This is a genomic window from Acetobacter oryzoeni (genome assembly GCF_004014775.2).
GTDB classification, from domain to species: domain Bacteria; phylum Pseudomonadota; class Alphaproteobacteria; order Acetobacterales; family Acetobacteraceae; genus Acetobacter; species Acetobacter oryzoeni.
This window is the reverse complement of the sequence record NZ_CP042808.1, coordinates 212,385-233,517: the sequence shown is the minus strand read 5'-3', so window position 1 is coordinate 233,517 and position 21,133 is coordinate 212,385. Positions and strand designations below refer to the sequence as shown.

Genomic DNA, 21,133 nt, shown 5'->3' with positions numbered 1-21,133 from the left:
AAAGGCAGGTACCCTTCCTTTAATTGCACATGCTGCCGGTAATACATGGTGCCTTCATCAAGATAGGAGCCCAGTAAACTCAGGGCTCCTATTAACCTTACTTAGCGCGCAAGAGGTTTGTACTGGATACGGCCTGGTTCTGTAGCCTCCGGGCCCAGACGACGGCGCTTGTCTTCTTCATATGCCTGGAAGTTCCCTTCAAACCATTCCACGTGGGAATCGCCTTCAAAGGCCAGAATATGCGTTGCCAGACGGTCCAGGAACCAGCGATCATGCGAGATGACCACAGCACAACCAGGAAATTCTGCCAGTGCATCTTCCAACGCACGCAGAGTATCTACGTCCAGATCGTTGGTCGGTTCGTCCAACAGGATCACGTTGCTTTCCTGACGGAGCATCTTGGCCAGATGCACGCGGTTGCGCTCACCACCAGAAAGCACGCCTACCTTCTTCTGCTGGTCAGACCCTTTGAAGTTAAAGGCCCCAACATAGGCACGTGAAGGCACAGCCCGTTTGCCAAGATAGATCACATCTGTGCCGCCGGAAATTTCTTCCCACACGGTTTTGTCTGCATCGAGATCATCACGAGACTGGTCTACGTAGCCAAGCTTGACGGTTTCACCAATCTTCAGATCACCCGCATCTGGCTTTTCCTGCCCAATAATCATTTTGAACAAGGTGGATTTACCAGCACCGTTCGGGCCAATAACCCCCACAATGCCACCCGGTGGCAGCTTAAAGTTGAGGTTATCAATCAGCAGGCGCTCACCAAAACCCTTGGTTAGGTTTTCGGCTTCAATAACAGTGCCACCAAGGCGTGGGCCAGGCGGAATAACAATGTCTGCCACGCCGCTAACTTTTTCAGCACTAGCAGCCAGCATTTCCTCATATTTGGTAATACGGGCTTTGCTTTTGGTCTGCCGGGCTTTGGGGCTGGCGTTAATCCATTCCTGTTCCGCAGCCAATGCGCGTTGGCGGGCACTTTCTTCCTTTTCTTCCTGAGCCAGACGCTTACGCTTCTGTTCCAGCCAGGAGGAATAGTTACCCTCGAACGGAATACCGCGGCCACGCTCGATTTCCAGAATCCAGTTGGTCACGTTGTCCAGGAAGTAACGGTCATGGGTAATGACCATCACGGTGCCATCGTAATCCTTCAGCGTGCGTTCAAGCCACGCAACACTTTCAGCATCCAGATGGTTGGTGGGTTCGTCCAACAGCAGCAGATCGGGCTTTTCCAGCAACAGGCGGCACAGGGCCACGCGGCGGCGCTCACCACCGGAAAGCTTATCGACCGGGCTATCTGCCGGCGGGCAGCGTAGGGCGTCCAGCGCAATATCCAGCTTGCGGTCCAGCTCCCAGCCATCACCGGCATCAATCTTTTCCTGCAATTCGGCCTGTTCGGCCAGCAGGGCATTCATTTCCTCATCTTCCATGGGTTCGGCAAAGCGGGCGGAAATCTCGTTAAACCGATCTACGGCCTTTTTGAGATCACCAAAGCCCAGAGCCACGTTCTCACCCACGGTCAGCTTGGGGTCTAGCTGCGGTTCCTGCTCCAGATAGCCAACACGCACACCTTCTGCGGCCCATGCCTCACCACCGAATTCCTTATCGATGCCAGCCATGATTTTCAGCAGGGTAGACTTACCAGCACCGTTCACACCCAGAATGCCAATTTTGGCACCCGGCATGAAGGACAGCGTGATGCCTTTGAACACTTCACGCCCGCCGGGATAGGACTTTGTCAGATCCTTCATGACATAAACGTATTGATAGGATGCCATGATAATGAACTCCCGTAATGCGGATGGGTAAGATAAAACTGGCGGGTGCGACCACATCGGCGCAGCAAGCTGTTATCGCCTGCGCCCGGCAGGACTTGAACCCGCAACCAAGCCGTTATGAGCGGCCCGCTCTAACCAATTGAGCTACGGGCGCGCAGGCGGGTTCCTGATTACGCAACCTGAGCGATTTGGCAAGGGTTTCTGTGCTGAAAACTGCCAGTTGGCATGAAAAACGCATTACTCTTGGCAAGCGGGCATCTGCCAGATAGGGTTTGCCGCCTTTAATTTTTCAGCTCTGGAGCAGTCTTCAATGGACGTTTCAAAACTTTCCCCCGGCAAAGATGTGCCGTTTGATATTAACGTCGTGATCGAAATTCCGCAGGGTTCTTCAGTCAAATACGAAATTGACAAAGAAAGCGGCGCCCTTGTGGTAGACCGTTTCCTGTTCACACCCATGGCTTACCCCACGGCTTACGGCTTTATCCCCAACACGCTGGCAGCTGATGGCGACCCGACGGACGCTCTGGTGCTGACCCCGCACAATGTTGTGCCCGGCTGCGTGATTCGCGCCCGCCCGATTGGCGTTCTGAAGATGGAAGACGAATCCGGTCAGGACGAAAAAATCATCTGCGTCCCGCACGACAAAGTGCACCCGCAGTTTACCAAAGTGGAAAGCGTGAGCGATCTGCCGGAAATTACCGTGCAGGCCATTGAACACTTCTTCACCCGCTATAAAGACCTCGAAAAAGGCAAATGGGTGAAAGTGACCGGTTGGGGCACCAAGGAAGAAGCAGGCGAGTTCATTGTAAAAGCTCTGGAAGCTGCAAAAGGCAAATAAGCCGCCTTTGCACTCTGCTTACAAAAAGCTGCGGTGGCTTCTGCCCCGCAGCTTTTTTCTTGCCTCATACCCTGCGTAAAAAGAGTTCTTCCAGAAAACGGCTTATCAAGCATGCCCTTCCCCTCCAATATGAGACACGGATATTGGAGAAAACCAGCATGCCCATCACGGGGTCTTCCCTTCCCTCACGTCAGCCCGTTCTCTTTCTCCCTCATGGTGGTGGCCCCTGCTTTTTTATGGATTGGCCCGATACGTGGGACCGGATGGCGGAATATCTCCGCAGTACGCAAAACACCCTGCCCCGCAAACCCGATGCCATTGTGGTGGTTTCTGGCCATTGGGAAGAAGACATCCCCACCGTTACGGCTGCGCCCAATCCACCGCTCATTTATGATTACTATGGCTTTCCACCACATACCTATCAGTTGCAATACTCGGCACCAGGCAGTCCTGCGCTGGCCAGCACTGTTTGCAACCTTTTGCATGAAGTTGGCATGCCATGTGCCACAGACGAAGAACGCGGGTTCGACCACGGCGTTTTCATCCCCTTTATGCTGGCGTTTGAAGACGCCAATATTCCGATTGTGGAGCTATCCCTGCTGAAAAGCATGGATCCCGCAGCCCATATTGCCCTTGGAGCTGCTCTGGAACCTCTGCGTGCCCAGAATGTGCTGATTGTTGGCACGGGCATGACCTATCATAACCTACGCCACTTCATGAACGGCTCTCCTGCTACCAATCAGGCTGCACAAGAATTTGATACATGGCTGGCAAAAGCGGTGACCACCCCACCAGTTGAACGCAATACACAGCTCATACACTGGACCTCTGCACCCGGCGCACGCGTCTGCCACCCGCGAGAGGAACATTTACTGCCACTTATGGTGGCAGCAGGTGCTGCCGGACAGGATGAAGGCGTGCGCACGTATAGCGATATAGTTTTGGGTAAAGCGCTATCTGGATTCCGCTTCGGTTAGAGGCGGAAAAAACTTACCGGAAACTTTCTGTTTGCTCAGGAGCTATGCCTCTAAAAGCTCTCGTTTTTGAAGGAACAGCTTATGAGCACCTCTTTCCCGCGCCCTTTCCTGACACTTGTGGGATTAACCGTTGTTCTCTCCACAGCTCAAGCTGCTCCAGCCTTTTCTGCCGTTGAACAGGGAAACTACGCTGTAGATCCCAACCACACACAAGTGGTGTTTTCTGTGCTCCATCTGGGCTTTACCAATTATGCTGGCTTTTTCTCCAACGCATCGGGCACGCTTGCGCTGGATCCTGCCCAGCCAGCCCAATCCCGGCTGAGCGTTTCCATTCCTGTTGGCAGCATCCTGACACCCAGCACCAAACTGACCGAAGAGCTCAAAACATCTGAGTGGTTTGATGTGGCCCGCTACCCCAAGGCTGAATTTGTTTCCTCCAAAATCACACAAACCGGCACAGACACGGCTGATATTGAGGGGCAATTCACGCTACATGGCATTACACAGCCGCTCACCCTGCATGCACGCTTTATAGGTGCTGGGCAAAACCCCATGAACAAAACCTATACTGTGGGCTTTCAGGCTACGGGAGAGCTGAAACGCAGTGCCTATGGCATAAAAACCTATGTGCCTCTGGTGGCAGACAAAGTGGAGCTTTCCATTGCTGGGGCATTTGAAAAGGCAAAATAAGCCATTCCTTTCAAAAGAAATTGCCGCTTTTCTGGGCTTGGCGAGAGAAAATTTTCCTGAAATGAATTTTTTTATGAAAACCCTGTTGCCAAACGCGAAAACATCGCTATAAAGCGCGACATACCAACGCACGAAAGCGCGTTGAAACTGCGGGTGTAGCTCAGTTGGTTAGAGCGCCGGCCTGTCACGCCGGAGGTCGCGGGTTCGAGCCCCGTCACTCGCGCCACTTTATTTCCTTAAAAATTTAATTTCTTTTAGGAACACAAAGTGGTGCGGCCTGCTTTTGTCCGGCTGCCAAGCAGCCGGAAGCAAGGCTTTTCAGCTTCAATCACCTAAAGCGCTGGCACCTTGCAGAATAACTGCAACGGCATGCACTGTGGCAGCAATACGCGCAGCTGTTTGCACAGCAGATGCCCCCAACGCTTCGCGCACGATCTTTTCATGGCTGGTTACGCACAGATCACACCCGTTAATCACGGAAACCGCCAGACACCACAGCTCAAAATCAGCTTTTTCCACACCGGGCTTGGCAATCACGCTCATGCGCAGCTGTGCAGGCATTTTGGAATATTCACCACCCGCCATGTGCACAAAGCGATAGTAAATATTGTTCATGGCCATGATGGCGTTGGCTGATTTAGCCGCCGTCAGTGCTTCGGGGGAAAGTGTTGAAGCAAACTGCGCCACAATGGCTGATGTCACTTCATCATTCCGGGCTGCCAGTGCAGATGCCACAAATGTACCCGCAAGCTGCTGCGGTGTCAGCGTAACATCATTGGCCAAGGAGCTGAGATTCAGCCGCAGGTCTTTGGCGTAATCGGGAATACGATCCTTGATTGAATCAATGGACATAGCGTTTTCCAGTTTTCAGGTTATTCGGAAAAATCAGACGCATAGCGTCATTACGGTTTTTGCCGCGTAAGCTGCACCATTATTTGGCACAAATGGTAACCACATCAGGGCTACCGCCTTCCCCTTCTGGAAGAAGGCAACGGGTGACAAATGCCACCCGCAACCGCCTCATCCGGCCCGTAGGCCAGATGAAATTTTCAGGCTCAGACTTTAATAAAGTCGTCACCCTTCTTCCAGTTACATGGGCACAGTTCGTCGCTCTGCAGACCATCCAGAATACGCAGGATTTCCTGAGGGTTACGACCAACGGACAGATCGTTAACGGACACGTGGCGGATCACGCCATGCGGGTCCACAACAAAGGTCGCGCGCAGGGCAACGCCGGCTTCTTTAGCCAGAACGCCTGTGCTTTCTGTCAGCTCACGCTTGATGTCAGCCAGCATCGGGATCGGCAGATCCTTCAGGTCATCATGATGCAGGCGCCAGTTAAGGTGCACGAACTGGCTGTCGATGGACACACCGTACACAACGGCATCACGATCAGCGAAGTCTTTGGCCAGCTTACCGAAAGCCACGATTTCTGTCGGGCAGACGAACGTGAAGTCCATCGGCCAGAAGAATACGATCTTCCACTTACCGGCATCGCTCTTGTCAGAAATCTGAACGAAATCGCCCTTCAGGCCTTCCGGGCCACCAGGAACGGCGGTCAGATCAAAGCTTGGAAATTTATCGCCAACTGTCAGCATAATCTTGCTCCTTATAGCTTGGCACACGCCATGCAGCACCAACGTGCCACCGGCTGTGGTATCCTGTATGGCGCGGCTTTTTCATTTAAGCCAATGAATATTTTATATCAAAATCATTGAAGTATTCGATGAAATGCCGAAGATTTGCCTCTCAGATACATTGCATCAGGAAATCATGCCGTGCTGCCGCTGCCTTCTGCCCAGCAATTACGCTATCTGATCACCCTTTCAGAACTGCGCCATTTCGGGCGGGCCGCTGCCGCTTGTGCTGTAACGCAATCCACCCTTTCCGCCGGAATTATGGCACTGGAACGCCAGCTTGATGCCCCTTTGCTGGACCGCACCGTAGGCAAGAAAGTGGTGTTCACCCCTTTGGGGCACGAAATTGCCCTCAAAGCCCGGCAGGCACTGGCCGCGCTGGAAGCCGTGCCACAACTGGCCGCCGCAGCCCGCACACCACTGACAGGGCCATTACGAGTCGGCATTATTCCAACCATCGGGCCGTTTCTGATTCCGCAACTTGTGCGTAACCTGCGAGAGCATTTTCCGCGCCTTTTACTCTCCATTACGGAAGACACCACAGAACATCTGCTAGAAAAACTCTCCCTCGGCCAGTTGGACATACTGGTGCTGGCCATGCCCTGCCTGTGTGATGGCACGGAAACACACCCATTATGGCAAGATCCTTTCCGGGTGATTATGCGGCCTGATCACCCATTTTCTGCCTTATCTGCCGTGCCCGCTTCTCAGTTATCCGAACACAGTATGATCATGATGGAAGATGGGCACTGCCTGCGTGATCAAACTTTGGCCATTTGCCGCCAGAGCCCAAGCCGTAGCGGATCTGAAGGAGAAAGCGACTCCACTTTTACCGCCATGTCTCTCCACTCCATGGCAGAAATGGTAGAACTGGGGTTGGGCATTGCCATCATGCCCGAACTGGCCATTCATGCCGGCATTCTGCAGGGGCGCAATCTTATTGCACGGCCTCTCACCAGTGATCTGGCGCGGCGCACCATTGGGCTGGCATGGCGGCCGAGATCTCCCCGCGCCGCAGATTTTCAGACACTCGCCGCAACCTTTGCGGCATTGGCTCCACCTGTATCTACCTCTCGCAAAACAAATAAAGCCGTTAAATTGTAAGAAAATGCGCCCGAAACTGCGAGAAATATTGACTCTAACGCACGCACCCGGTATGTGCCGAGCCAACTTATTTTGTACGTCCATCAGCATCGGCGGAGAAAACGGGCCATGAAAATCAGAAACAGCCTGAAGTCGGCCAAAGTGCGCGATAAAGACTGCCGTGTAGTGCGTCGTCGCGGCCGGGTTTATGTTATCAACAAGAAGAACCCTCGCATGAAAGCTCGTCAGGGCTAATTGCATGCGTCATCCGGCCCTTTTTGGCTGGCTGAACACGCATGTCATGCGTAAAACCCGTTTTTCCGCTTGCCGGAGAAACGGGTTTTTGTTTGTCGGCCTCTGCGCAATACATCTGGGCTTTCCCACTACGGTGTGGGCACAAGCCAGCACGCCACCGGCTACCTCTGCTCCCTTACAAGCAAATACGGCAGCACAGCATCCCAACAGCGTTGCTGAGCAGATCAAACAGCTCTCCACGGCCTTGGCTCATGCCAAAACGCCAGAAGAAGCTCATGATCTGCAAGAAAAGCTGGAAGCCCGCCGCTCTGCCAAACTCTCCCCCACCACGCAGCTTCTGGTGCGTCGGGCTGAAAAAGACCTGACAACCGATAAGCCAGATGATGCAGTGGAAGACATAGGCGATGCACTGGCCCTGCAACCTGACCAAGCCATTCTGTGGCGCACACGCGCCCAGATGCGCCTTGTAGCTGGAGACCTAAAAGGGGCTATCACCGACATTGGTGAAGCCTTGCAGCGTGATCCACTAGACGTGGAAAGCTGGAGTCTGTTGGCGAGCGTTGAAGAACATCGGAATGATGGCAAAGCCGCCCTGAAGGCATGGCAGAAAGTGCTGGAACTCAGCCCCATGACAGACCGCAACCACAAGCGGCTGGATGCGCTGCACATTAAAGCCTACGGGCAACCCACCTGAGAAGGAGGCAGGGCGTTAGGCCTGCTTGTTCTCAATCAGGCTTTTGCGAATTTTGCGGCCCCGCTCAATCCGATCCACAATGTAATCAGAATCTCCCCACCGGATGGCGCGCGCCATAGCCTGTGCATCTTCCATAAACCGGCCCAGCATTTCCAGCAGTGCTTCACGGTTAGAAAGAAAAATATCCCGCCACATAATGGGGTCTGATGCCGCAATGCGCGTAAAATCCCGAAAGCCGGATGCCGCAAAATCCAGCACTTCAGACCGGGTTTCACTCGCCAGATCATCTGCTGTGCCGCAAATGGTAAAGGCCAGCAAATGCGGCAAATGGCTTACAATCGCACAAACACGATCATGATGTGCAGGTGTCATTTCCCGCAAGCGGGCACCGCAACGCTCCCACAAGGTACACACTTTTTCCAGCGCTTCTGTGGTGGTGCAGTCTAACGGCGTAATCAGGCACCAGCGATTCTCAAACAAATCTGCCAGCCCGGCATCTGGGCCAGAAAACTCCGTGCCTGCCATGGGGTGCGTGGGCACATATGGCACATCTGCCCGAAGTGAAGGGCTGATGGCTTCAATAACCGATACTTTGGTAGAGCCGACATCCGTTAACACTGCGCCGGGCTTCATGGCCGGAATAACCTGTGCGGCCACTGGCCCCATAGCGCCTACCGGCACGCATAACATCACACAATCTGCCTGTGCGGCTGCGGCTGCGGCATCTGTTGTCACTTCATCCGCAATACCCAGTTCTGCCACACGGGCGCATACATCCGGGCTTTGATCCACCGCTATAAGCTTGCGGGCCAGATTGCCCTCCGCCTGCGCGCGCCGCAGCACGGAAGACCCGATAAGCCCCGGCCCAATAACAGCCAGTGTATCAAAAACAGGTACTGTATCCTCAGCCAAGGTGGGTATCCTTCACCACTGAAGAAGATGGAGGATAAGCGGCCTTGTCCTCATCATTTTTGTCATTACCGCGCAGGCCGTGCATTTCCATGAACTGCCATGCCAGCAGAACGGGAATGCCGATGATAATTTCACGTCCGCGACGCAGCAGAGAAAGCCCAAGAGACACAGAAGGATCAATGCCAAAAGCATGGCCCAACGCCATGTAGGCCCCTTCCTGCACCCCCAAGCTACCGGGCACTAAAAAGCCCAAAGACATGATGGCGCAGGTAACACCTTCCACAGCAATGGCATTGGGGAAGGAAAGATGCGCCCCCAGAAAACGCGCCGTCAGCCACAGCATGGCCGCACTGCCCAGCCACCCCACAAAATGGTACAGCGCAGAGCGGCAAATATGCCACGGGCGGCTCCATGCGGCTTCCATCTGCTCTTGCAGATCATCTGCGCCTTGTGTGAGGTTTTCATGCCATTGGGAAGCAAGGCTGCGGGTAAATGTGCCACCAAATTTGCGGAACAAATTACCACCATGCCGCTGGGTCCAGATAAACCCGGCCGTACCCGCAATCAGAAACACCGCGCCACACACCACGGGCACAACAAACGGGCTGGAACGCTGATGCGCCACCAGAAAAGCAACGGCCAGCAGCACAAAAGCCACCTGCCCCATCACTTCCGTGGTGATATCTACCAGATTGGCGCAAGCCGCCTCTGGCAACGCCACTTCCCGCTTATCGCCTTTATAAAACCCATGCGATGAACACGTGGCCCGAATCCCGATAACAATGCCACCAAGCTGAGAAAAAGGCAGACATGTAGCCGCCGCATCGCGCACCATACGGGCGGACAGCAGCCGGAAATAGCCCAGTTCGGGAAAAGCCGCATGCCAGGCCAGCCCCAGAACGCCATCTACCAGCAACTGGCAGCATACCATTACAAGAAAGCCGCCCAGACCTATACGCATAACAGCATGCAAAACGGAATCGAAACCGCTCCATGCCATTGCTGCCGTAACGGCCACAAGCCCGAGAAAAGTAAGAAAAACCGTAAGCTTCTTCAAGGCCCCAGCTCTGTCTGTCCAGCACACCCAAGGCCCTTTGCCATGTGGTAAAAAGCAACCGGCGCATCAGTGTGTGTGTGTGATTGGTCCGTCCCCTTACACCACCACGGGGTCTGGCGCCACCTCGGACAGCAGGATAAAGAAACAGACCTGCCGTTCGGGATTAACGTCCTTACCACTTTTATTTACGTATCGTACCTCTGGGGGAGCGTATATTCTCATGACTGCCCATACCCTCGTAACCGGCGCAACAGGCTTTGTTGGTTCCGCCGTAGCCCGCACTTTGCTGGAACGGGGGCATTCCCTGCGGCTAATGGTGCGCGACGGCAGCGACAGACGCAATATTGCGGACATTCCTGCCGATCTGGTGGACGGTGACCTTTCGCGCCCCGAAACCTTTGCCCGTGCGGTAGAAGGCTGCCGCTACGTGTTTCATGTTGCGGCTGATTACCGCCTGTGGGTGCCAGACCCCGCCCCCATGATGACGGCAAACGTAGAGGGCACGCGCCAGCTTATGCTTGCCGCACAAGCGGCTGGTGTTGAAAAAATTGTGTATTGCTCTTCTGTCGCGGCATTGGGCCTGATTGGTGATGGCTCCATTGCCGATGAAAACACACCAGTGCAGGAACATGCCGTTATTGGCATTTACAAGCGCTCCAAATACCGGGCCGAGCAGGAAGTGCTGCAACTGGTGCGCGATCAGGGGCTGCCGGCTGTTATCGTTAACCCCTCCACCCCCGTTGGCCCGCGAGACATCAAACCCACCCCCACCGGGCAGATGATTCTGGATTGCGCCGCTGGCCGCATGCCGGCCTATGTAGATACAGGCGTGAACATTGTGCATGTAGATGACGTTGCAGAAGGCCATGCACTGGCGCTGGAACGTGGCACAATTGGCGAAAAATACATTCTGGGTGGAGAGAACTACCTGCTGGGTGATCTGTTCGCCATGGTTTCAGAAATTGCCCACGTGCCGCCGCCAAAAATCAAACTGCCGCAGGAAGTAATCTGGCCTGTAGCTATTGTGTCTGAATGGCTTTCCCGCTCCTTTGGCATCAATCCGCGCGTTACGCGTGAGATGCTGGCCATGTCCCGCAAAAAAATGTTCTTCTCATCTGATAAAGCCAAGCGTGAACTGGGGTATAACCCACGCCCTGCACGCAAGGCGGTAGAAGATGCCATTACCTGGTTCCGCAATAATGGCATGCTGAAATAGGAGAGCAGCGGTGATACTGGCTCTGGCTATTTTATGCGCCATTATCTGGATCGGGCTGATATTTTTTCATGGAAAGTTTTGGCAGGCTGGCCCCATTCTGCGCCCCGCAGAAGCAGGCCGAACGCATATGGACATTGCGCCAGATGTTACGGTGGTTGTGCCTGCCCGAGATGAAGCTGACTCCATTCAACCAGCCCTTTCCTCCCTGCTGGCGCAGGATTACGTGGGCCGTCTTTCCGTTATTTTAGTAAATGATCGCAGCACGGATAATACCGGGGGATTGGCACGTGCATTGCCAGACCCCCATAACCGGCTGACAGTTATAGATGGGGCAGATCCTTCTGCCGGGTGGAGCGGCAAGCTATGGGCCGTTGCCCAAGGTGTGGCAGAAGCCGAACGCCAATGCGCAGATGGCAGCGGCTACATGCTGTTTACAGATGCAGACATCCTTCATGCGCCTGCACATGTTTCCACCTTGGTAGCCAAGGCACAAACAGACCGCCTGCACATGGTTTCCGAAATGGTGGAACTTCAGTGCGAAAGTCTTGCCGAGCGCGCTCTGGTGCCAGCCTTTGTGTTCTTTTTTGCCCTGCTTTACCCCTTTGCCAAGGTAAATAACCCCAAGGACAAAACTGCCGGTGCAGCCGGAGGCACCATTTTGCTGCGCCGCGATATGCTCCGCCAGATTGGTGGCATTGAAGCCCTGCGTGGCGCCCTGATAGATGACTGCACATTGGCAAGCTGCGTTAAACAGGCGGGCGGCCATTTATATCTAGGCCATTCCTGTCTGGCCAAATCTGTGCGCCCCTATCCAACCGCTGGTGATATCTGGCGTATGATTGCGCGCACGGCCTATGTGCAGTTACGCTTTTCCCCTACGCTATTGGTGCTGACAGTATTGGCCATGATTGTGGTGTGGCTTGCCCCTGCGGCACTTGCTCTTCTGGCGCATGGGCCTGCACAATGGGTGGGAGCAGCCACACTTGTGGTTTCTCTTTGCGCCTTTATCCCTACACTTCGGCGCTTTCGCCTTTCGCCCTTATGGGCATTGGCGCTGCCGTTTATCGCACTGTTTTATACAGCCGCCACTATCGGGTCTGCCCTTAACCATCACCGGGGCAAAGGTGTGGTCTGGAAAGACCGTGCTTACACCGAAGCTATCCCCAATGATGGGCGTACGCTGGAACAAAAAAGCCGGCGTGCCTGAAATATATCTGAAGTTCCCCTCTGGGCAGGGCCGCAGTTAAGGGATAGGCATTCCCGGCAGCCTCATGTAAATCACGGGGCTGCCCTTATCGCGCAATCATATTGAGCCAGGCATGACCAACACAACCAGCGTATGGGGAACAGCAGACGTTTCATCCGGGAAGGGAGCTTCCGATGAAAACTTTCCCGTCGGCTCCCTGCTCATCAGCAAAAGGCTGCGTCCGCATGTGCATGCCTATTATGACTATGCGCGCGTTATTGATGACATTGCAGACAGCGAAGCTCTTGCCCCCGATGACAAGATTACACGCCTGAATGCCATGGAAGAGGTTCTGCTGGGCAAGCGCGAACCTATCAACCGGCCCGATGCCCAGAGTGCGGCCACACTGCGCCGGTCTTTGCTGCAAACACATGTGCCGTTTGAAACAGCAACCGATCTGCTGATTGCCTTCCGTGACGATTCGCGCGGGCATGTCTATCAGACATGGGATGATCTGCTGCAATACTGCCGATATTCCGCCAACCCTGTGGGCCGTTATCTGATAGGCCTGCATGAAGAATCTTCCGCAGCCTTTGTTCCTTCCGATGCACTTTGCACATCATTGCAAATTCTGAACCACCTTCAGGATTGCGCGGGAGACCTCAAACGCCTGAAACGCTGCTATATTCCGGCAGACATGATGCAACGCTGTGGCACATCGCAAGATGATCTGCTGGCGGGCAGCACCTCCCCTGCCATGAGGCGTGTTTTCAACACCATGCTAGATGGCGTGGATGCCCTGAACCAGCAGGCATCCGCCTTAGCGGCCCATATCCGTGACCGCAGGTTCCGTATGGAATGCGCCGCTATTGTAGAGCTAGCACACTGCCTGACCCGCCGCCTACGGCGTGAAGACCCCTTGGCAGGACGTGTGGCCTTGCGCCGGGCAGACGGCATGCATGCAGCCATTGCGGCCCTGCGGGCATGGGCATGACCTTCCCGAATGGCAGAACTTCTGTAAAAAGAGCCTGACCAAATAACTTTGACAATCGAACAACAAGTGAGAAGCGCGTGACAACCCCAGACATCCAGATGCATGACGAGCCGACCCCCCTTGGGTGTGATCCTGCTGATCTTGCCTGGGTGGAAAGCACGGTCAAACAGGCAGGAACATCCTTTGCCGCTGGCATGCGCATCCTGCCGCCCATGCGCCGTTACGGCATGTATGCCATTTACGCTTTCTGCCGTGTGGTGGACGATATTGCCGACGGGCTCGCCCCATTGGCAGAACGCACGCAGGCGTTGGAAGAGTGGCATAAAAAGATTGCCCACCTGTATCAGGACAGGCTTGAAACCCCACATGAACCGCTAGAACGCGTTCTGCTGGCCGCCATTCCGTTCTTTGCCCTGCAACAGGCGGATTTTGATGCCATCATTGATGGTATGCTGATGGATACCTCTAGCCCAATTGTGGCGCCGGATGAAAAAACGCTGGACCTTTACTGTGACCGCGTGGCCGCAGCTGTTGGCCGTTTGTCTGTGCGTATTTTTGGTGAATGTTCCGATGAAGGTAATAAAGTTGCCTATCATCTGGGCCGCGCCCTGCAACTGACCAATATCCTGCGTGATTTGCCAGAAGATGCCGCCCGTGGCCGCCTGTATCTGCCATCCGATCTGCTGGACCGGTTTAACGTGCCGCATGATCCGGTAAAGGCGCTTACCGCCCCCGGCTTGCAGGAAGTTACCAAAATTATCGCAGCCCGCGCGCAAGACCACTTCACCACGGCATTTGCCACCATGAAGCTCTGCCGCCCACGCACCATGTTGCCAGCCCGCATTATGGGCGCCAGCTATGAAACGGTGCTGAAAAACCTGCGCAAACGTGGCTGGGGGCCTGATGTGCTGCGTCAGCTACCAGAAAGCTCCACCGTGGGTAAGGTTTACGCACTCGCCTGCTCTTATCTTCCCTGATCGCACGACAAGGAAACGGTGATGACAGGCACTTTGCATATTATTGGCGCGGGCATGGCCGGTTTGGCTGCTGCGGTAGAAGCCGCTGGCTCCGGCCCTCGTATTATCGTGCACGAAGCTGGCCGCGCCTGTGGTGGGCGTGCACGCTCTTATATGGACCGTCAGCTTGGTTGCCGGATTGATAACGGCAACCACCTGCTGCTTTCTGCCAACAAAACCGTTTTCCGTTACCTGGGGCTTACTGGTGCGCTGGATACCTTAACAGGCCCCCACGCACCGCTCTTCCCCTTTGTTGATCTTGCCGAAGATGCCCGCTGGACATTAAACCTCTCCCGCGGGCGTATGCCGTGGTGGGTGTTCCAGCCGCATCGGCGTGTGCCGGATATGCGCCTTCCAGATTTGCGCAGCCTTTACCGGCTGATGAATGCAGATGAAAACGAAACCGTTGCAGATTGCCTGCTACCCGGTGCCCTGGCCCGGCGGCTTTTAGAACCGTTTGCTATTTCGGCCCTCAATACACTTACAGATACCGGAAGTGCCGCATTGCTGGGCGCTGTTATCCGTGAATCCCTTTCCTTGGGTGGGAAAGCCTGTATTCCGTGGTTTGCCAAGGATGGTCTTTCCGAAACCTTGGTAGATCCGGCCCTCAAGCACCTGCAGGATATGAATGTAGAAGTACGCACCCAAAGCCGTATTACCGGCGTGCAAGAAGCGCGCGGCCGCATTACAACCCTGCATACCCCCGAAGAAGACATTATCTTGGGGCCTGATGATTCCATCATCATGGCTGTGCCCGCCCCTGTAGCGCACACGCTGTTGGCCAACAAGATTGCTGGCATAACTGCCCCAACGGAATTTGAAAGTATTCTAAACCTGCATTTCCGGCTGGATGAGCGCCCCATTCCACAAGGCTCTTTTGCGCAATGTGGATTTATGGGCGTTATTGGTGGTGTAACGGAATGGGTTTTCCTGCGTGAAAATATTCTGTCCGTTACCGTAAGTGCCGCCAACCGCTATGCAGACCAGAATCAGGATGATCTGGCCCGCACCATCTGGCAGGAAGTCTGCCGCGCTTGTGATGCCGTGCTGGAGCAACCCCTCCCGGCCGCACCGGCAGCCCAACGCGTTGTGTGGGAAAAACGCGCAACCTTTGCCGCCACGCCAGAACAAAACCGCTTGCGCTGCGGCCCAGCCACACCTTTGGTAAATCTGGCTCTGGCCGGAGACTGGACAAACACCGGCCTGCCCGCAACCCTTGAAGGGGCCATGCGGTCTGGCGTGCAGGCTGTTCATACTCTGGGCATCAAACACCCACGGTAAACTATCCCTTAAAACGCACTGCGCTCTAAACAGCTTTACGCTTGCAAGCAGAAAGGATTTTCTGACATGGCCGCCGATGGGAGTGCTCTTTCCGAATCACGCCTTTCTTCAGAGGCTCTGGATCGTGCGGTCCTTAGTGCGCATACGGCGCTCAGTCAGGCCCAACAAGATGATGGGCATTGGGTTTATGAACTGGAAGCCGATGCCACCATTCCTGCTGAATATATCCTGCTCGAACATTTCATGGACAGGATTGACGATGCGCTGGAGCAGAAAATTGCCATCTACCTGCGCCGCATCCAAAGCGAAGAACACGGCGGCTGGCCCCTTTACCACAATGGCAAGTTTGACCTTTCGGCCACTGTAAAAGCCTATTTCGCGCTCAAAGCTGTGGGAGATGATATTAACGCCCCCCATATGCAACGTGCGCGAGAAGCCATTCTGGATCATGGCGGCGCAGAACGCTCAAACGTGTTCACACGCTCCCAGCTTGCTCTGTTTGGGGAAGTGCCGTGGCGTGCAACCCCGGTTATGCCGGTGGAATTGATGCTTCTGCCTGCCAAGGCATTCTTTTCCGTATGGAATATGTCTTACTGGTCGCGCACGGTTATTGCCCCGCTTCTGGTGCTGGCAGCCCTGCGCCCTGTGGCTGCAAACCCGCGCCAGGTCCATGTGCGGGAGTTGTTTGTAACGCCACCAGAAAAAGTGCAGGACTGGATCCGCGGCCCTTATCGCTCTGCATGGGGATATGTTTTTAAAGGGCTGGATAGCGTTTTGCGGCCAGTTGTGCCGTTTATTCCCGAAAAAACACATAAAAAGGCTATTCAAGCCGCCCTTGATTTTATCGAGCCTCGCCTGAATGGCAAAGATGGATTGGGGGCCATTTACCCCGCCATGGCCAACGTGGTGATGATGTATCGGGCCATGGGCGTGCCAGATGAAGACCCACGTGCAAAAACAGCGTGGGAAGCCGTGCAGGCCCTCATTGTTGAAAAAGACGATGAAGCTTACTGCCAGCCCTGTGTTTCCCCCATTTGGGATACCGGGCTTTCTGGCCATGCCATGATTGAGGCGGCTTCCGGCCCCGATGGAATTGCACCAGAAAAAACCCTTAGTAAGCTGAAAACAGCCTGTGCATGGCTTCGTAGCAAGCAGATCCTGAACGTGAAGGGAGATTGGGCTGTTCGTAACCCCAATCTGGCTCCCGGCGGATGGGCTTTTCAATACGGAAACGACTATTATCCAGATGTGGATGATACAGCCGTAGTGGGCATGTTGCTGCACCGTGAAGGCGACCCTGCAAATGCTGACTCCATTGAGCGCGCGCGCACATGGATTGTGGGCATGCAAAGCACAGATGGCGGCTGGGGCGCTTTTGATATCGACAACAACAAGGATGTGCTCAACCACATTCCCTTTGCCGATCATGGCGCGTTGCTGGACCCACCGACAGCAGATGTCACTGCGCGCTGCATTTCCTTTTTAGCCCAGTTGCGCAACCCGGAAGATGAGCCCGTTATCCAGCGCGGGCTGGAGTATCTGCGCAAAGAGCAGGAAAAAGATGGCTCCTGGTTTGGACGATGGGGCACAAACTATATTTACGGCACATGGTCTGCCCTGTGCGCCCTGAATGCTGCTGGCGTTTCTCACGATGACCCAGCCGTGGTGAAAGCCGTGGAATGGCTACGTTCCGTTCAGCGTGCAGATGGTGGCTGGGGTGAAGGATGTGAATCTTATGAAGGCGGCCCACACGGTACATATGGTGAAAGCCTGCCCTCACAAACCGCATGGGCTGTTCTGGGCCTTATGGCTGCAGGACGTCGGGATGATCCGGCCGTAGCGCGCGGGATCTCATGGTTGGCAGACCAGCAGGATGCTAACGGGGAATGGCACGAAGACCCCTATAATGCTGTTGGCTTCCCCAAAGTGTTTTACCTGCGTTACCACGGCTACAAGCAGTTCTTCCCACTGATGGCGTTAGCCCGATACCGCAACCTTGAAAACAGCAATAGCCGACGCGTTTCCTTTGGGTTCTAAATCAATGACATCATCAGTTTCTGCGCAGCCTTCCCCATCTCGCCCCGGCATCTTGGTGGGGTTAAAAGCGGAAGCACGCCTTATACGTTCTATTTTCCCTCATGCTGCCATTGCAGCCAGTGGTGCCACACATGCCGGAGCAAAGCGGGAGGCTGCCAGATTAGTGGCCAGCGGGGCTGATTGCCTGCTTTCCTTTGGTTTGGCTGCCGGGCTCAACCCTGCATTATCTGCTGGCACCATTGTTATCCCCGAGAAAGTCTCTTGCTGGGGTGCAGATGCCGTGTGCGATGCCACCTTGCGCCATATTTTAGGTGGAGATCAGACCGGTGTGCAGGGCGGTACGTTGCTGCATAGTGATACTGTTGTGATGGATGCAGCCCATAAGGCAGAGCTTTTTGCGCAATCTCACTGCCCTGCATTGGATATGGAAAGTGGTTTTCTTGCCAAAGCAGCAGAAGAAGCTGGTCTACCTTTTGCGGTACTGCGGGTTGTGTGCGATCCAGCAGACCGTTCCCTGCCCCCTATTGCAGGATCGGTTCTTTCCCCTGAAGGGGGGCTGCAAATCGGCAAGTTGATATGTGATGTCTTACGCCACCCTACACAGATTGGTGGGCTTATTCACCTTGGGCAGGATGCCGCTCTGGCACGTAAGGCCATGATCTCGTTTCTAACAGCGCGGGCACAAACGCCAGCTTTCAAACGGCTTGCTGGCAGCTGATTCGCTTAGCGCCCATTCATATCGGATACAATTTCATCTGCGTCCTCATCATCTGAGGATGCTTCAAAACTTTCCCAGACATTCTGTGCTACCGGGCGATTGAGAAACACAAACCCGGCCGCTACCATGATAGCGCCTGAAACAGGGAACACCCATCGCAAAGCCAGCATGGCCCAGCTATCTTGCGGGTGGCTATATGCTACCGCCAGCCAGCCGGTAACGCACATCAGCGTAAAACCACCGCCCACTAACAAAGCAATAAGCAGAACGCGCCTGACGTAAGGTGACGCCAGGGCGTTTTTCTGATCGAGATTACTGTTTGAAGGCGCGGGCAAGGAAGTTCTGCGTTTCAAGTGATACGGGCAACGTGGTGTTGGTAAGGGCAACGCCTTTCCACCCAGCACCCAGAGCCGTGTACAAGTTTACCGCATCACGCAGACGCTCGAGCTTGGCAAGCGCCTCCATGTTCTGCGCGTTCAAGGTTGTGCGTTCCGTTGTCAGCACTTCCAAAAATCCTACCAGACCGGCACCATAGAGTTTACGCGCGCGCTCACTGGCAGTTGCACTATCTTCTGCGGCTTTATGCAGTTGTTCGGCATATTCAATGTCATCATGCCATGCAGCCATGGCATCTTCCACTTCCTTAAAGCCCTGCAGCACTGTCTGGCGATATGTCAGACGTGCAGCTTCTGCCGCAGCCTGTGCTGCACGAACTTCCGCTGTCATCTTGCCGCCGTGCATCAATGGCATACTGGCCATCAGCAGGAACTGCCAGCTCATCGCATTTGCCTGAAACGCCTGATACATGGCGGATGCATTGGGGTTAAAGGTGAGCGGCACCACAAAGTGTGGGTACAGGTTGGCAACAGCTACGCCAATCTGAGCCGTAGCCACGGCGTATTGCCGCTCTGCCATACGGATATCCGGACGGTTGGCAATAACAATGGATGGCAGTGTGGCAGGAAATTCCGGCACAATTGGCAGAGGCCGCGGTATCTTCAGCTCCTCTTCCAGTTCACCCGGCATTTTGCCCAACAACACCGCAATGGCGTGTGTCACTTGGGAAACACGCGTTTTGAGCGGCTCACGCGCAGCAATCTGCGCATCCATTTCTGCCTGCGCCTGTGCAATCTGCAGGGTGTTACCCACACCTTCCAGATACAGCTTGTTGGTTAGGTCCAGCGCATCCTTGGCAACGCGAATGTTATCTGTGGCAATCTTGATCTGCAGCTGTGTCACGCGCAGCAACATATAGTCAGACGCAAGCTCGGACAAAAGCCCCATCAGCAGTGCACGGCGGCCTTCAATATTGGCTTCCACCTGATGTTCATGCGCTTCCACATCACGACGGATACGCCCGAACATGTCCAGCTCCCACGATGCCATCACACCATATGTAAGCATGGAGGCTTCTGGCCGGTTCTGAGGGTTGCCCGGGCGGATTGGCCAGTTATCGATGTTGATGGAATAGCGCACATCACCACCGCCCATATTGGCATCCATTTGCGGATACCACTGCGCGGCAGACCGATCACGAATAGCCCGCTCAGCCAAAATACGCTGCCCGGCAATTTGCAGGTCATAGTTGCCTTTAATGGCATCCTCAACCAAGCGGGTTAGAATGGGGTCTTTGAACAAAGACCACCACTCTGTCATTTCCTTATTGGTGCGTTCAATTTCTTCAGGTGTAGCCGGATGCTCTTCCTCCGTCTCCTTGAACGCGGCCGGAACCTTCATGCGGTCTGGCTGATAATTTGGCCCTACGGTACAGGCTGACAACAACATGGATGTTGCCAGAAACAGCCCAAGGCGACGACGACCCTTCATGTTCTGTCTCATATCCTGCGCTTACAGATGATCTTGCAGCCAGGTCGTCAACTTTCCGCGGCGGCCTCTGGGTTCAGGGCCTACGCTGACAGTTGCCGTCATGCCTGCCGCCAGCGTGACACTATCGGGCACATGGTCAATGTGAATACGCACAGGAATACGCTGCGCCAGACGCACCCAGGTAAAGATCGGGTTCACATCCTGCAGCCCAAGTTTATCTGGTGTGCCGTTGGTATCATTAATACCGCGCGCAATGCTGACAACGTGGCCTGTAAGAATAGGCTTGTAGCCCATCAGCTTAACGCGGGCTTCATCACCCACGTGCACGCCCCACATCTTTGTTTCTTCGAAATACCCGTAAACCCAGTAGGAGTCGGAATCGATAACGGCCATACGGGCCTGCCCGGCAGACGCGTAATCACCCACTCGCAAGTTCAGGTTAGTGATGTAGCCATTTACCGGAGAATACAGAACCGAACGCTGCAAGTTCAGTTTAGCCACATCCAAGGCAGCGCGTGCGGCATCAACAGATGCAATCTGCGTTGCCACATTAGAGTTAAAGACTTCCTGTTCTTCGGCCGACACAATGCCACCCAAGCCCATACGGCGGCGGGCATCGTTGCGTTTCAGCTTCAAATCTTCCAAAGCACCGTCAAGCCGGGCCTGTGCCTCACGGATAGCAAGACGGAAACGCACCGGATCGAGCACAAACAGGGGGTCACCCTTATGCACGAACTGGTTATCCACGATGGGAATCTGCACCACGGTGCCGGAAACTTCAGGTGCCACGTCCACAACGTACACACGCACACGGCCATCTCGGGTCCAGGGTGCAATCATATACACGTTCCACAGGGTAATCCCCAGAACGATGGCCAGTGAGACGACCGCAAGGGTCAGAACAACTCGTATCAGGGTGCGCAGAAGGGGCATT

Annotated in this window: 21 protein-coding genes and 2 tRNA genes; 14 read left to right on the top strand and 9 right to left on the bottom strand. The window is 54.7% G+C overall.

From position 1 onward, the window contains the following. Positions 1–101: 101 nt before the first annotated feature. Both ettA and EOV40_RS01125 read right to left on the bottom strand, forming a co-directional pair. Positions 102–1,781, bottom strand: a complete 1,680-nt coding sequence (ettA, locus tag EOV40_RS01130; protein WP_128104798.1) for an energy-dependent translational throttle protein EttA — start codon at positions 1,779–1,781, stop codon at positions 102–104. Between the two features lie 80 nt (positions 1,782–1,861). Then, positions 1,862–1,935 (bottom strand) — tRNA-Ile (locus EOV40_RS01125). Between the two features lie 156 nt (positions 1,936–2,091). On the opposite strand from EOV40_RS01125, the gene ppa reads away from it, so the two are divergent. The 4 genes from ppa to EOV40_RS01105 all read left to right on the top strand — a co-directional run bounded on the left by ppa (position 2,092) and on the right by EOV40_RS01105 (position 4,512). Next, on the top strand, positions 2,092–2,619 hold the full coding sequence (ppa, locus tag EOV40_RS01120; protein WP_003625653.1) for an inorganic diphosphatase: 528 nt from the start codon (positions 2,092–2,094) through the stop codon (positions 2,617–2,619). 158 nt (positions 2,620–2,777) lie between these two features. After that, positions 2,778–3,596, top strand: a complete 819-nt coding sequence (locus tag EOV40_RS01115; RefSeq protein ID WP_128104797.1) for a DODA-type extradiol aromatic ring-opening family dioxygenase — start codon at positions 2,778–2,780, stop codon at positions 3,594–3,596. An 81-nt stretch (positions 3,597–3,677) separates the two neighbouring features. Beyond that, positions 3,678–4,286, top strand: coding sequence for a YceI family protein (locus EOV40_RS01110; protein ID WP_128104796.1), 609 nt, complete (start codon positions 3,678–3,680; stop codon positions 4,284–4,286). 149 nt (positions 4,287–4,435) lie between these two features. Continuing rightward, positions 4,436–4,512: transfer RNA gene (locus tag EOV40_RS01105), tRNA-Asp, on the top strand. A gap of 98 nt (positions 4,513–4,610) precedes the next feature. Here the strand turns inward: EOV40_RS01105 and EOV40_RS01100 are convergent. Continuing rightward, positions 4,611–5,138: a carboxymuconolactone decarboxylase family protein gene (locus tag EOV40_RS01100; RefSeq protein ID WP_050819057.1), complete on the bottom strand. Its 528-nt coding sequence runs from the start codon at positions 5,136–5,138 to the stop codon at positions 4,611–4,613. A 203-nt stretch (positions 5,139–5,341) separates the two neighbouring features. Next, positions 5,342–5,884 (bottom strand): peroxiredoxin, encoded by a 543-nt coding sequence (locus tag EOV40_RS01095; protein ID WP_128104795.1) that lies wholly within the window; start codon positions 5,882–5,884, stop codon positions 5,342–5,344. A gap of 180 nt (positions 5,885–6,064) precedes the next feature. On the opposite strand from EOV40_RS01095, the gene EOV40_RS01090 reads away from it, so the two are divergent. From EOV40_RS01090 to EOV40_RS01080, 3 genes are all read left to right on the top strand, one after another. Beyond that, a complete protein-coding gene (locus EOV40_RS01090; protein WP_050819056.1) occupies positions 6,065–7,027 on the top strand; it encodes a hydrogen peroxide-inducible genes activator in 963 nt (320 codons plus the stop codon). A gap of 108 nt (positions 7,028–7,135) precedes the next feature. Then, positions 7,136–7,261: a type B 50S ribosomal protein L36 gene (ykgO, locus tag EOV40_RS01085; protein WP_003625637.1), complete on the top strand. Its 126-nt coding sequence runs from the start codon at positions 7,136–7,138 to the stop codon at positions 7,259–7,261. Positions 7,262–7,265: 4 nt separating this feature from the next. Next, positions 7,266–7,955 carry a tetratricopeptide repeat protein gene (locus EOV40_RS01080; RefSeq protein ID WP_128104794.1) on the top strand — a complete coding sequence of 230 codons (690 nt, stop codon included), beginning with the start codon at positions 7,266–7,268 and terminating at the stop codon, positions 7,953–7,955. 15 nt (positions 7,956–7,970) lie between these two features. Here EOV40_RS01080 and EOV40_RS01075 read toward each other — a convergent pair whose 3' ends face one another. Next, positions 7,971–8,867: a prephenate/arogenate dehydrogenase family protein gene (locus EOV40_RS01075; RefSeq protein ID WP_128104793.1), complete on the bottom strand. Its 897-nt coding sequence runs from the start codon at positions 8,865–8,867 to the stop codon at positions 7,971–7,973. Continuing rightward, on the bottom strand, positions 8,860–9,951 hold the full coding sequence (locus EOV40_RS01070) for a lysylphosphatidylglycerol synthase domain-containing protein (protein WP_087651689.1): 1,092 nt from the start codon (positions 9,949–9,951) through the stop codon (positions 8,860–8,862). The genes EOV40_RS01075 and EOV40_RS01070 overlap by 8 nt, the downstream gene beginning before the upstream one ends. A 193-nt stretch (positions 9,952–10,144) precedes the next feature. Here EOV40_RS01070 and hpnA point away from each other — a divergent pair, with 193 nt between their 5' ends. The 7 genes from hpnA (at position 10,145) to EOV40_RS01035 (ending at position 18,372) form a co-directional block, all read left to right on the top strand. After that, the gene (gene hpnA / locus EOV40_RS01065) at positions 10,145–11,140 is read left to right on the top strand and encodes a hopanoid-associated sugar epimerase (RefSeq protein WP_050819052.1); all 996 of its coding nucleotides are present in this window, start codon (positions 10,145–10,147) and stop codon (positions 11,138–11,140) included. Positions 11,141–11,150: 10 nt separating this feature from the next. Further along, positions 11,151–12,347 (top strand): glycosyltransferase, encoded by a 1,197-nt coding sequence (locus EOV40_RS01060; protein WP_128104792.1) that lies wholly within the window; start codon positions 11,151–11,153, stop codon positions 12,345–12,347. A 112-nt stretch (positions 12,348–12,459) separates the two neighbouring features. Continuing rightward, positions 12,460–13,320, top strand: a complete 861-nt coding sequence (gene hpnC / locus EOV40_RS01055) for a squalene synthase HpnC (protein ID WP_050819050.1) — start codon at positions 12,460–12,462, stop codon at positions 13,318–13,320. A 98-nt stretch (positions 13,321–13,418) separates the two neighbouring features. After that, a complete protein-coding gene (gene hpnD / locus EOV40_RS01050) occupies positions 13,419–14,297 on the top strand; it encodes a presqualene diphosphate synthase HpnD (protein WP_128106171.1) in 879 nt (292 codons plus the stop codon). Between the two features lie 21 nt (positions 14,298–14,318). Continuing rightward, positions 14,319–15,617, top strand: a complete 1,299-nt coding sequence (hpnE, locus tag EOV40_RS01045; protein ID WP_128104791.1) for a hydroxysqualene dehydroxylase HpnE — start codon at positions 14,319–14,321, stop codon at positions 15,615–15,617. Between the two features lie 66 nt (positions 15,618–15,683). Beyond that, positions 15,684–17,654, top strand: coding sequence for a squalene--hopene cyclase (gene shc, locus EOV40_RS01040; RefSeq protein WP_128104790.1), 1,971 nt, complete (start codon positions 15,684–15,686; stop codon positions 17,652–17,654). Between the two features lie 4 nt (positions 17,655–17,658). Next, positions 17,659–18,372 carry a phosphorylase family protein gene (locus EOV40_RS01035; protein ID WP_128104789.1) on the top strand — a complete coding sequence of 238 codons (714 nt, stop codon included), beginning with the start codon at positions 17,659–17,661 and terminating at the stop codon, positions 18,370–18,372. Positions 18,373–18,377: 5 nt separating this feature from the next. Here the strand turns inward: EOV40_RS01035 and EOV40_RS01030 are convergent, their stop codons facing one another. The 3 genes from EOV40_RS01030 to EOV40_RS01020 are packed head-to-tail and all read right to left on the bottom strand — an operon-like array spanning position 18,378 to position 21,132. Next, positions 18,378–18,707, bottom strand: coding sequence for a hypothetical protein (locus tag EOV40_RS01030; RefSeq protein ID WP_244296957.1), 330 nt, complete (start codon positions 18,705–18,707; stop codon positions 18,378–18,380). Next, complete coding sequence (locus EOV40_RS01025; protein ID WP_050819045.1) at positions 18,685–20,211, bottom strand: efflux transporter outer membrane subunit; 1,527 nt, start codon at positions 20,209–20,211, stop codon at positions 18,685–18,687. The genes EOV40_RS01030 and EOV40_RS01025 overlap by 23 nt, the downstream gene beginning before the upstream one ends. A 9-nt stretch (positions 20,212–20,220) precedes the next feature. After that, positions 20,221–21,132 (bottom strand): HlyD family efflux transporter periplasmic adaptor subunit, encoded by a 912-nt coding sequence (locus tag EOV40_RS01020; protein WP_003625609.1) that lies wholly within the window; start codon positions 21,130–21,132, stop codon positions 20,221–20,223. Position 21,133: the final 1 nt, after the last annotated feature.